At 57.5% G+C, this 12,205-nt stretch carries 10 protein-coding genes; 5 read left to right on the top strand and 5 right to left on the bottom strand.

Features of this window, described 5'->3' with window-relative positions:
* The first annotated feature begins 12 nt into the window (after window positions 1-12).
* The 5 genes from WBR25_RS03415 (at window position 13) to WBR25_RS03395 (ending at window position 5,797) form a co-directional block, all read left to right on the top strand.
* Window positions 13-486, top strand: a complete 474-nt coding sequence (locus WBR25_RS03415; RefSeq protein WP_026034852.1) for a DUF3299 domain-containing protein — start codon at window positions 13-15, stop codon at window positions 484-486.
* 104 nt (window positions 487-590) lie between these two features.
* Window positions 591-1,451, top strand: a complete 861-nt coding sequence (locus tag WBR25_RS03410) for a TIGR03899 family protein (RefSeq protein WP_479749406.1) — start codon at window positions 591-593, stop codon at window positions 1,449-1,451.
* A 276-nt stretch (window positions 1,452-1,727) separates the two neighbouring features.
* Complete coding sequence (locus WBR25_RS03405; protein ID WP_479749405.1) at window positions 1,728-3,365, top strand: methyl-accepting chemotaxis protein; 1,638 nt, start codon at window positions 1,728-1,730, stop codon at window positions 3,363-3,365.
* 674 nt (window positions 3,366-4,039) lie between these two features.
* On the top strand, window positions 4,040-4,624 hold the full coding sequence (locus tag WBR25_RS03400) for a hypothetical protein (RefSeq protein WP_323969420.1): 585 nt from the start codon (window positions 4,040-4,042) through the stop codon (window positions 4,622-4,624).
* Window positions 4,625-4,966: 342 nt separating this feature from the next.
* Complete coding sequence (locus WBR25_RS03395) at window positions 4,967-5,797, top strand: hypothetical protein (protein ID WP_479749404.1); 831 nt, start codon at window positions 4,967-4,969, stop codon at window positions 5,795-5,797.
* Between the two features lie 59 nt (window positions 5,798-5,856).
* Here the strand turns inward: WBR25_RS03395 and cysC are convergent, their stop codons facing one another.
* The 5 genes from cysC to cysG form a co-directional block, all read right to left on the bottom strand.
* Complete coding sequence (gene cysC, locus WBR25_RS03390) at window positions 5,857-6,450, bottom strand: adenylyl-sulfate kinase (RefSeq protein ID WP_479749403.1); 594 nt, start codon at window positions 6,448-6,450, stop codon at window positions 5,857-5,859.
* A 138-nt stretch (window positions 6,451-6,588) separates the two neighbouring features.
* A complete protein-coding gene (locus WBR25_RS03385; RefSeq protein WP_479749402.1) occupies window positions 6,589-8,313 on the bottom strand; it encodes an SLC13 family permease in 1,725 nt (574 codons plus the stop codon).
* Between the two features lie 4 nt (window positions 8,314-8,317).
* The gene (gene cysN / locus WBR25_RS03380; RefSeq protein WP_479749401.1) at window positions 8,318-9,745 is read right to left on the bottom strand and encodes a sulfate adenylyltransferase subunit CysN; all 1,428 of its coding nucleotides are present in this window, start codon (window positions 9,743-9,745) and stop codon (window positions 8,318-8,320) included.
* 12 nt (window positions 9,746-9,757) lie between these two features.
* Complete coding sequence (gene cysD / locus WBR25_RS03375) at window positions 9,758-10,690, bottom strand: sulfate adenylyltransferase subunit CysD (RefSeq protein WP_339357185.1); 933 nt, start codon at window positions 10,688-10,690, stop codon at window positions 9,758-9,760.
* A 72-nt stretch (window positions 10,691-10,762) separates the two neighbouring features.
* Complete coding sequence (cysG, locus tag WBR25_RS03370; protein ID WP_479749400.1) at window positions 10,763-12,199, bottom strand: siroheme synthase CysG; 1,437 nt, start codon at window positions 12,197-12,199, stop codon at window positions 10,763-10,765.
* Window positions 12,200-12,205 lie beyond the last annotated feature (6 nt).

Genomic DNA, 12,205 nt, shown 5'->3' with positions numbered 1-12,205 from the left:
ACAGAAGGACAGATGATGAAGTGGAAAATTGTGGCGCTGCTCGCCAGCCTGCTGGTGCTGCCCGCCCTGGCCGCCGATTACAAGACCATCGACTGGGATGTGCTCATCCCGGAAGGGGAGAAACTGCTGCCACCGCCCCAGGTCAATCACGAAGATCCCATGTCGGTTCCGCAACCGGTGGGTGGGGTGAACAAGAAGCTGGACAACCAGGATGTGCGCATTCCGGGCTTCGTGGTGCCGCTGGAGGGGGATGCCAAGAAGATCACCGCCTTCCTGCTGGTGCCCTACTTCGGCGCCTGCATCCACGTGCCGCCGCCCCCCACCAATCAGGTGATCTATGTGAGCTACCCCAAGGGTGCGCCGGTGGATGATCTGTGGGATGCCATCTGGGTGAAAGGCAAGATGCGCACGGTCAGCTCCAGTCACGAGATGGCCACCGCCTCCTACTCGATGGAAGCGGTCGAGGTGAGCGTCTACGAGGAGTAATCCTCCCATTGCAAAAAAAGCGGCCTCCACGGAGGCCGCTTTGTTATCTTGGCATCCCGGTTGGAGTAACATTCAGCTCCAGAACCTGTGCGAATGGAGTCAGCATGGCAGACCTCCCCCCCCCGAAAAAAGAGAGTTCGATCCTGAGCAGCCAGGAGCAGACCCTGCGTCTGGCCCGCAGTCGCGGCATCGACGGCATGCTCACCCGCAACACCGACAGCACCTTCGAACAGCGCGCCACCTTTCGCCATCTGGCGGATCAGGCCGCCCGCCAGCGCAATCTGGAAGCCATCATGGTGATGGCCTCCCGCCACTGCGAAGAGACCGCGGCTGGCGGCGAGATGGACAGCGACTGGCTGACCCGCTTCCTGCAACTGGCGGAAGATATCAGCATGGTGCCGATGCAACAGCTGTGGGGGCGGATCTTCGCGCTGGAAGTCGCCACGCCGGGCCGCTTCTCCATCCGGGCGCTCGCCACCCTCAAAGAGATGACCCAGCGCGAGGCCCAGCTGTTTCAGCGCATCTGTTCACTGACTTGCCACTACACCGGCAGCGACGAGCAGCGACTGCTGCTGGGGCTGCACAAGGGGGCCACCCTGCTGAGTCGCGCCAAGGCAACCCGCCTCAGCCTTGGCAAATACCGACTGCCCTACAACGCCCTGCTGCAACTGTTTGAGCTGGGGCTGCTGCATCGCGCCGAGCTGGAGTCCGGCCCGCTGCCCGCCGATGGGGTCGAGCTGGAGTTCGGCAACCAGCGCTGGCGGCTGCAGTGCAAGCAGAACAACATCACCCTGCTCTACTACCGCCTCACCCCGGTGGGCAACGAGCTCGCCCAACTGCTGCAAGAGTCGCCGCTGGAGGAGTACCTGCAGGATCTGAAAACCGTGCTGGTGCAGGGTCTCCAGATTGAAGTGATGCAGCTCGTCAGCCCCCCCTCCTCACCCGCTTCCGACCCTCTCCCCTGATCTCTGGCGGGGCAGCGGATGCCCCGTCGGTTCATGGCTCCTTCGCATCCAGCTGCTGACTTCCAGCTTATGGGCTTGTCCAGAATAGGTTGCAAATTGCAGATGCCGCAGAGGCACACCCCGTCAGATCCGTTGCATATTGCAAACAACCACGCGCTTTTCCTCTCCAAAACTCGCTAATAACACATCAATCATTAGTTTTTGCCAGCTGGCCCGCCCTTTGCACATGTCTTGGTGCAGATCAAAATTTAACCACCACAGCTCGGGAGCAAGGCCATGAGAATCAATCAACCGGTTACCCAAAGAGAACGTCTCTATCCAGACCACCAGAGCCTCATCTCCACCACGGATCTGGAGAGCCGCATCACCTACGCCAACGATGAGTTCTGCGATATTGCAGGCTTCTCGCTCGACGAGCTGAAGGGGGAACACCACAATCTGGTGCGCCATCCTGACATGCCGAAACAGGCCTTTGCCGATCTGTGGGGTCACATCAGGGATGGCAAGAGCTGGATGGGGCCGGTGAAAAATCGCTGCAAGAATGGCGATCACTACTGGGTCAGCGCCTTTGTCACCCCCATCAAGGATGCCAGCGGCCGGGTGGTGGAGTATCAGTCTGTGCGCACCGCCCCGAGCGAGGAGATCAAACAGCGGGCCGAGAAGGTCTATGCCGACCTTCGCAACAACAAGCTGCCGCTGGCGCTCAAGTTGCCCACCTTCTCCCATACCCTGGCCATCAACCTCTGTCTGCTGCTGAGCCTGCTCGCCATGTTTGCCCTGGGCTACAACCACGACATGAACTGGCAACTGGCGCTGGCCGCCCTGCCGCTGGCGATAGCGGCCATCACCCTGAATGCCCTCTCCCGCCGCCTCGGCAAGCTCAACAAGATGGCCCGCAGCCGCTTTGACAACCCGCTGATGCAGCTGCTCTACACCAACAAGGTGGACAATATCGCCGCCATCGAACTCTCGATGGTGATGAATCAGGCCGAGTTCAACGCCGTGCTGGCCCGCACCCAGCAGACCTGCAGCAAGATCCTGCAGGCCGCCGAGGGGGATCTGCGCAACGCCGAATCCATCACCGACAACCTGCAACAGCAGCAGGCCGAAACCAATCAGGTAGCGACCGCCGTGACCGAGATGTCGGAATCCATTCGCGAGGTGTCACAAAGTTCGACTGACTCCTCCAGCCTGCTGGATGAGACCGCCGTACTGTTCAAAAGTGGCAACAGCAGCGTGGCCGAAACCGTGGCCGCCGTGGCGGGCATGAACAGTGAACTGATCACCTCCAAGAGCGTGATCAGTGCGCTGGTCGGCCACTGCCGCGATATCGACGGCATCCTCGATGTGATCAACAACATCGCCAACCAGACCAACCTGCTGGCCCTCAACGCCGCCATCGAAGCGGCCCGGGCTGGCGAAGCGGGTCGCGGCTTCTCGGTAGTAGCCGACGAGATCCGCACCCTCGCCATCAAGACCCAATCCTCGACCAGCGAGATCCAGAAGATGATCACCGAGCTGCAAAACAGCTCTGGCGAGGCTGAGCAAGCGATGGAGAAGGGCTGCCAACTTGCCGACAGTTGCCAGCAGAAGGCCACCGCGACCGGCAACATTCTCCAGCAGATCAACAACATGTTGCAGCAGGTCGCCTCCGGCAGCAGCCAGATTGCCCAGGCGGTGCAGGAGCAGTCCCACGTTACCGCCGAGATCAACCGCAACGTGCTCAGCATCAAGACCCTGGCTGATGACTCCAGCGTCGGCAGCCAGCACGCCGTGCACGGCATCACCCAGCTGGTAAACCAGTTGAGCGATCTCGACCGGCTGGTACGCCAGTTCCAGAAGTGCGCTCCGGCAAGCCAGAGCCGCTACGAAGTGGCCACCACCCGCGCAGTGCCGGTTCGCCAAGCCAGATAACCACGACCCAAACAATCACCGCAGAAAAACCCTATGGGCCTTTGGGCCCATAGGGTTTTTTAGTGTCCGCCAACAAGAGGACGACATCCTCGCTTCACTGTCCGATTTTCCCCTGCACTGATGACCGCCGCTGTTGCGCGGTCATCTCACCGCCCGTTACTGATTAATTTGTTGATCTTGCTCAGAAAACCGCCCGCTTGTACTTCTCACCCCAGCCCCGTTCGGTAACATAGCCGCTTGGCAACCCCTTGTCGGAGTCAGCCATGAGCCAAGCCAGTTCCAAATCGCAGGTAAAAAGCAGCAGACTGGAGGCTGGAATTCAGGGGCGGTAGCGTGGTTTTTGTCGGTTGGCGCAGAGCTTGGCGAAGCCCAGCAGACAAGCATTCTCAGCTCAACCAGAGCGGGATAAACATGTATTGGCCCGAATGGTAAAACAAATGTGCAGATACGTTTCGCGGTAAACGTTGGGCTTCATTTCGTGTAGGTTGGCGCAGAGCGTAGCGAAGCCCAACAGACGAGCATTATTACGCCAACCAGAGCGGGATAATCATGGATCGGGTCGATCGGTAAGACAAATGTTCAGATACGTTTCGCGGTAAACGTTGGGCTTCACTTCGTTCAGCACCAACCTACGATTTTTAGCCCAACATACGAGATCAATACAGAGGTGAAATTTGAGTTTCGAGGATTTTGTAGATGTACTTAGCTCAGTGGCATCGCTTGTAGCGATTGTATCAGTCCTTATCGCTTGGTATCGAAGTAGACTTCAGCCATTGAAAATAAAAAGAGTCTTGGTGCATAAAAAGAAAGATTCTACGACATTTTTCCTCTACTTTATTAACCGCCAAGCGTATCCAGTCAAAGTTAAGAACCTTAAATGCTTCACGAAAGTGACGTTTCAAGTATCACAGAAGAATAATTATTGCCCCGAAATAGTACAGATGTTGGATTACAATGATTTTTTATTCCAAACTCAAGATGAACATGAAATAGATGCTTATGCAGACAGCTCGATAAAGATAGATTATGATAAGCCAATTAGCGTCGATTCAGATAAGCTTGTGATTTCAACTCAAACATCTCACGGTTATCACTTATTGAAAGTACGTAACATTGACATTGTTCATATAGGTACTGGCTCGGTTAGCTATCGAGTACCTTTTGAAGAAACGTTCGACAGCAAGATTAAAGCAAGGATATACCATGTATTTGCTATAGCACGATTTTATATCCGCAATATTTTCACAAAAGAGCGCTAAAAAATGTTCAAGAGTTATTTTAGTGTTCAACTTATAAAATTCTAGTTATTACCTAACACAGGCCTCAAACCGATGTCCTGTTTGCGATACTTTAGCCAGTATGTTCGAGTAGTGCAGTGTATTCGGACTATCGCGAATAAACCCGCCACCACATAAGCAAAGATCGGAAGCCCCCCTTTCGGCGTTAATATCGGCTTCGGTGAGGTGGGTCAAGGGTCAAGGGTCAAGGGTCAACATAAAGGTGGGTGTCCCAGAATTTACTGTCCCAGATTTCACTTCAACATTTTTCGTTGTCACTCCCTTAACCAAACGTTATATGTCAGAGCAAACTGAAGGAATAAAATGGCACGCCTAGCACCAAAAACTGATGTGTTGAGAGCACTCTTCGCTAGATCTGGAAATCAATGTGCCTTTCCAGGTTGCACTCAGCCATTGATCAATGACAAGAATAAATTCATTGCACAAGTTTGTCATATTGAAGCTGCCTCGGAGGGTGGGGAACGATTTAATCCAGATGGAAATGACGAGCATAGAAGAAGCTACGAAAACCTACTGATTTTATGCTATCCACATCATATTGAAACTGATGATATTGAAGAGTATCCAGTAGACAGGCTCTTACAGATAAAAAGAGAGCATGAGCAGTTATTTCTTAAGTCTGACTTCAAAATTGATGAGTCGGAACTTACAAAGCTCTCTTATGAAATGGGAAAATATTGGTCTGACATAGAACGCCTTAATAAATTTGATCACATATTTTCAGATAGCGGATTAGCGATGGATGTAAATGGCAGGAATAGTTTCTTTGATGTGATCGCTAGTGCTTATGATGCTGTTAATGGTATTGAGTTCCTTCTAGAGTCATTTCATAAGAGTGATGAGGAACTAAAATCAGACTTTGCAGCACTCTTAATTAAAAAGGGTATACCTCCTGAGTTGTTCAGTGATATTCCATATTATGAAAATCCTTTTGAAAACAGGAATTGGGAATCACATAATCTCGAAACACCAAACTGGCTTCAGCGGCTCAGAATTGATCTTGTTCATATTGAGGTTAAATTTTTAGAAGAGTATTTAAAAACTCATAGCGATGATCTCCATGCTAAAGCCAGATTCGAAAAGGCGAAAAAGGTGCTAAAAGAATATGCTGAGACTGCAATGCATGTTGACTAAAGGTATAACAAGGGGCCAATGCCCCCTTGTTTATCAAAAATGCGTCCAAACAATAGACCTTAATCGATCAACCCCCGCAGCCTTAAAGCAGTAATCAATTCCTCCACCAGATCTTCCACCGCTTTATCGGCATTAAGCAGATGGATTTCTGGATTTTCCGGTGCCTCATAGGCGGAGTCGATACCGGTAAAATTCGTAATTTCCCCCGCCCGCGCCTTTTTATAGAGCCCCTTGGGGTCGCGCTCTTCACAGATGGCGAGCGGCGCATCGACAAAGACTTCGACAAACTCCCCTTCGCCCAAGAGATTGCGTACCAGCGCCCGCTCGGCACGAAATGGCGAGATAAAAGCGGTGAGCACGATCAGGCCCGCATCCACCATCAGTTTTGCCACTTCGCCGACCCGGCGGATATTCTCCTGACGGGCTGCGTCATCAAAGCCCAAATCGCCGCACAGGCCGTGACGCACATTGTCCCCATCCAGCAGATAGGTGTGCTTGCCTTGCGCCGCCAGCGCCTGCTCCAGCGCCCCCGCCAGGGTGGATTTGCCCGCCCCCGACAGCCCGGTAAACCAGATCACCCGCGGTTTTTGCCCTTTAAGCTCGGCCCGGCTCTGTTTGTCCACGGCATGCTTGTGCCACACGATATTGCTCATCCAACACTCCTTGATTGGCACTTACGCCTCAAAACTTAAACGGTCCGGCACCACGGGGAGCCGCCTCGGGCTATCAGCCGACAACGTACTGGTGCCATGGCATTGCTCACCCAACCCCCCTTGACTGGCGCTCACGTCTTAAAACGGAAACAGCAGGGGCACCATCACAATCACCCCGAGGCTATAGGCCAGCGAGACCGGCAGGGCCAGCTTGAGGTAGTCCGGCATCTTGTAGTTGCCCGCGGCATAGACCATCAGGTTGGTCTGGTAGCCGTAGGGCAGGATAAAGCTGGAGCTCGCCCCGAACAGCACCGCCAGAATAAACGGCATGGTCGAGACATCCATGCTGAGCGCCAGCTGGTAACCCATGGGGAAAGCCAGCGCGGCGGCCGCGTTGTTGCTCATCAGCTCGGTCAGCACTAGGGTAAACACATAAATACCGATAAAGGCGATGATGGGGCTGGCACCATTGAACTCCCCCATCAGCCAGTCGGCGATAAGCTTGGCCAGTCCGCTCTTTTCCAGCTGATCGGCGATGGCGAGCGCCCCACCCACCACCAGCCAGATATCCAGCGGAAAGCGGCGGCGGATCTCGTCCAGGGTCAGAATGCGGGTGAGCAGCAGCGCCACCAGCATCAGCAGCAAGCCCTTGAACAGCGGCACCAGATCAAACACCGAGAGCGCCAACCCCCCGAGAAAACCCAGCACCACGGCGGCGCTGCGCTTGCCATCGAGGCGGGTGGAGGCTTCCAGCCCGCTCACCACCACAAACTCCCGTCCCAGCGATTTGTTGCGGGCAAACTGGGGGCCGGGGGCCAGCAGCAGAGTGTCCCCTGCGTGCAGCTCAATCTGGCCGAGACCGCCGGTAAGCTGGGTTTCGCCGCGGCGCACCGCCAGCACCACCGCATCGAAGTGGGTGCGAAACTCGGCATCCTTGATGGTCTGACCCACCAGCCGCGAGCTGTGGCTGACGATCACCTCCACCAGATGCTGGCCGTTGAGGCGGTGCTGGCCGTAGAGATCCAGCCCCTTCATCTCCTGCAACACGCCGACACTCTCCACATCGCCGCAAAACAGCAGCACGTCCCCTTCGTGCAGTTCATGTTCCGGCTGCACCGGGCAGATCACCTGATCGCCGCGAATGATTTCCGCCAGATAGAGGCTTTTCAGGCTGCGCAGGCCGTTCTCCTTGACGCTGCGCCCCGCCAGCGGTGAACCGGCGCCCACCTTGGCTTCGAGAAAATAGCCGGATTCGCGGCTCATCTCGGTGTCCTGCTCCGGCAGGTGACGTGCAAACAGCAGCACGGCCACCAGACCGGTCAGCAGGGTGCCCGCTCCCACCATAAAGAAGTCGAACATGCCGAGCGGCGGCGCCCCCATCTTGATGAGGAAGCTGTTGACGATCAGGTTGGTGGAAGTGCCGATCAGGGTCAGCACCCCGCCAAAGGTGGCCGCGAAGCACATGGGCAGCAGCAGCCGTGACGGCGCATGGTTGGGGTTGCGTTTGACCGCCCCCAGCATGGAGGCTACCACGGCGGTGTTGTTGACGAAGGCAGACAGGAAGGCGGTGGAGAACCACACCTTCACCAGCACCTTGTTGAATGAACCCGTACCCACCAGATTGGCGAACCAGCTCATGATGCGGGTTTTCTCCACCGCTAGCGACACCAGCAGCAACAGCACCAACGTCAGCAGGGCACTGTTGGTGTAGCCCGCCACCACGGCATTGATATCCGCCAGCCCGCTCAGGTAGGTGATGAGCACGGCGCCCGAGAAGAGCAGCGCCGGGCGGAGTTTGCCCTGGATCAGCAGGGCCACGAGAGCAGCCAGCAGACCCAGCACCAGGAATTGTTGCCAGGTCATGGGCTTACTCCTTGCTTGTGTCGTTACCGATGGCAAGGGCTTGCCAGTGCGGGAAGTGCTTGCGCACCAGGGCGTTGAGCTCGATTTCGAACTCGCTGTAGTGCCCTTTTGCCACTTTCGCGGCCAAGCCCTCGACTATCATGCCCGCGCCGACGGTGACATTGGTCAGCCGGTCAATCAGGATAAAGCTGCCGGTATCGCGGATCTCCTGATACGGGTCGAACGCCACCGGATCGGTGAGGCTCAGCTCGCACAGGCCGATCTCGTTGAGCTTGAGCTCGCTTGCAGGCAACTCGTCCAGCTTGTTGATCTCGACGCGGTGGCGGATAGCCTCCACCTGACCGCGACTCTTCTTGGTGGCCAGTTTGACGTCGTAGACCCGACCCGGTTGCAGGGACTCCTCCCCCATCCAGACGATATGGGCCAGCACATTCTGGGTCACTTGCGGCTGCTTGGCGGCATCCACCAGCAGGTCGCCGCGGCTGATGTCGATCTCGTCGGCGAAGGTGACGGTGATGGCCTGACCCGGCAGAGCGTACTCCAGATCGCCGTCGAAGGTGACGATGCGGGTCACTGTGCTCTCCTTGCCCGATGGCAGCACCGCCAGCTTGTCGCCGACCCGCAGGATGCCGGAAGCGAGCGTCCCCGCGAAGCCGCGAAAATCGAGGTTGGGGCGGTTCACATACTGCACCGGCAGGCGCACCGGGTGGCGCTCCAGCTCGCGCTCAACCTCGGCAGACTCCAACAGAGCAAGCAGGGTTTCGCCCTGATACCAAGCCAGCTTGTCGCTCTGGTTGACCACGTTGTCGCCGTCCAGCGCCGAGACCGGCACGATATGGATGGTGTCGACGCTGAGCTTTTTGGCGAACTCGCGGTAATCGGCGCTGATGCGCTCAAACACCTCCTGACTGAACTCCACCAGATCCATCTTGTTCACCGCCACCACGAACTGCTTGATGCCAAGCAGGCTCGCAATAAAGCTGTGGCGACGGGTCTGATCCAGCACCCCTTTGCGGGCGTCGATCAGAATGATGGCCAGATCGCAGGTGGAAGCGCCGGTCGCCATATTGCGGGTGTACTGCTCATGGCCCGGTGTATCCGAGATGATAAATTTGCGCTTGGCGGTGGAGAAATAGCGGTAGGCCACGTCGATGGTGATGCCCTGCTCGCGCTCCGCTTGCAGGCCGTCTACCAGCAGTGCCAGGTCCAGCTTCTCGCCGGTGGTGCCGAGCTTCTGGCTGTCGGACTCCAGCGCTTTGAGCTGATCTTCATAAATCTGCTGGGAGTCGTGCAGCAGGCGACCGATAAGGGTGCTCTTGCCGTCATCCACGCTGCCGCAGGTGAGAAAACGCAGCAGACTCTTGTGCTGCTGGGCGTGCAGGTAGGCTTCGATGCCCTGTTCGGTGATGGCGGTCTGAATATGGCTGTTCATGCTGACGACTCCTTAGAAATATCCCTGACGCTTCTTCTGCTCCATGGAGCCGGCCTGATCGTGGTCAATCAGCCGCCCTTGCCGCTCGCTCGAGGTGGTGAGCAGCATCTCTTCAATAATTTCCGGCAAGGTGGTGGCATCGGATTCGATGGCCCCGGTGAGCGGATAGCAGCCGAGAGTGCGGAAACGCACCAGCTCCTGCTTCACCTCATCCTCGGCGGTGAGCGGCATGCGATCGTCATCCACCATGATCTTGATGCCGTTGCGCTCCACCACCGGACGGTAAGCGGCGAAGTAGAGCGGCACTATGTCGATGTTCTCGAGATAGATGTATTGCCAGATATCCAGCTCGGTCCAGTTGGAGAGCGGGAACACCCGGATGCTCTCCCCCTTGTTGACCTGGCTGTTGTAGACCCGCCACAGCTCCGGGCGCTGGTTCTTCGGATCCCAGCGGTGGGACTTGTCACGGAAGGAGTAGACCCGCTCCTTGGCGCGGGACTTCTCCTCGTCCCGGCGGGCGCCACCGAAGGCGGCGTCGAAGCCGTATTTGTTGAGCGCCTGCTTGAGCCCCTCGGTCTTCATGATGTCGGTGTGCTTGCCGCTGCCGTGCACGAAGGGGTTGATACCCATGGCGAGCCCCTCCGGGTTCTTGTGGACGATAAGATCCAGCCCGTACTTTTTGGCGGTCTCATCGCGGAACTTGATCATCTCCTTGAACTTCCAGTCGGTGTCGACGTGGAGCAAGGGGAACGGGATCTTGCCCGGATAGAAGGCCTTGCGGGCCAGATGCAGCATGACGGAGGAGTCCTTGCCGATGGAGTACATCATCACCGGGTTTTCAAATTCGGCAGCCACCTCGCGGATGATATGGATGCTCTCGGCTTCCAGCTGCTGCAAGTGCGTCAATCTTTCACGGTCCATGTTGGTCCTCGGGTCATTGCTTATGCGCCTGCTCAAGGCGCTGGGTGGTTCAGTGCGCGGCCGCGCTGGCAGCCGCATCAAATATCTCTTTCCGGGTCAGGCCAGCTGCACCAGCTTGAGGTCACAGCCATCGAGATCCGGGTTAGCGCGCTGCAGCTCGCCGCCTAGCTCTCCAAACCAGGCGAGCCGATCGCGCAGGGCGACCACTTCACCGATGACGATAAGCGACGGGCTCACCGCCTGTTTGGCCAGCTCGGCCAGATCAGCCAAGGTGCCGGTCAGCACCCGCTGGCGGGATGTGGTGCCGCGCTCGATGATGGCGATGGGGGTGGCTTGGCTTCGGCCGTGCTCCACCAGCTGCTGCTGGATATGCTCGGAGCGCATCAGCCCCATGTAGATGACCAGGGTCTGACTGGTGGCGGCGAGCTGCTGCCAGTCGGGCTCCTTGCCATCGATCTGGCAGTGGCCGGTAATAAAGACGGCGCTCTGGGCATAATCACGGTGAGTGAGCGGAATACCGGCATAGGCGGTGGCACCGGCAGCGGCCGTGATGCCGGGTACCACCGAGAAGGGGATGCCTTCATCGGCCAGCACTTCCAGCTCCTCGCCACCCCGGCCAAACATGAAGGGATCGCCCCCTTTAAGCCGCACCACCCGATTGCCCGCCTTGGCGTATTCCACCAGCAGGCGATTGGTCTCCTCCTGCGGCACGCTGTGGGCGCCCGCCTTCTTGCCGACCGACACCAAAGTGGCGTCGCGGCGAACCAGATCGAGGATTTCGGCGGAGACCAGCTGGTCGTAGAGCACCACTTCGGCCTGTTGAATCTGTTGCAGCGCCTTGAGGGTCAAGAGGCCCGGATCGCCGGGGCCCGCACCGACCAGCACCACCTCGCCCACTTCGCTTTTCGCCTGATCGAGGCCATCGCTCAGCCACTGCTCGGCACCGTGCCAATCCTCTTTTTCAATCAGGCTGGCGAGGGTGTTGGAGGCAAAGGCGCGCTCCCAGAAGCGGCGGCGATCGGAAATGGAAGAGAGCACCCGCTTGGCCTTGTCACGGACCCGGCCGGAGAGCTCGGTCAGCCCGCCGAGATGGCGCGGCAGCAGGCTCTCCAGCCGCTCGCGCAGCAGGCGCACCAGCACCGGCGCCTTGCCACCGCTGGAGACCGCCACCATCAGCGGCGAGCGATCGATGATCGAGGGGAAGATAAAACTGGAGCGCTTGGGGTCATCCACCACGTTGACGAATAGACCCAGCTGGTTGGCACTCTGATAGACGAGGGCGTTGACTTCGAGATTGTCTGTAGCGGCAACGACCAGGATCTGGCCTGCCAGATGAGCCGGGGTGAAGCGCTCCGCCAGATGGGTGAAACGACCGGTGAATTCCGAAAATTCCGGTTCAAGCTCCGGGGAGACCAGGGTCAGCCGGGCACCGGCTGCCAGCAGCAGGCGCGCCTTGCGCAGGGCAACCTCGCCCCCGCCCACCAGCAGTACCGGGCGGCCTTCCAACTTGGCAAACATAGGTAAATAATCCATTTCGGC

This window comes from Aeromonas sp. MTB, from assembly GCF_056632455.1.
The sequence above is the reverse complement of the archived record's forward strand: the minus strand, read 5'-3'. Positions and strand labels throughout refer to the sequence as shown.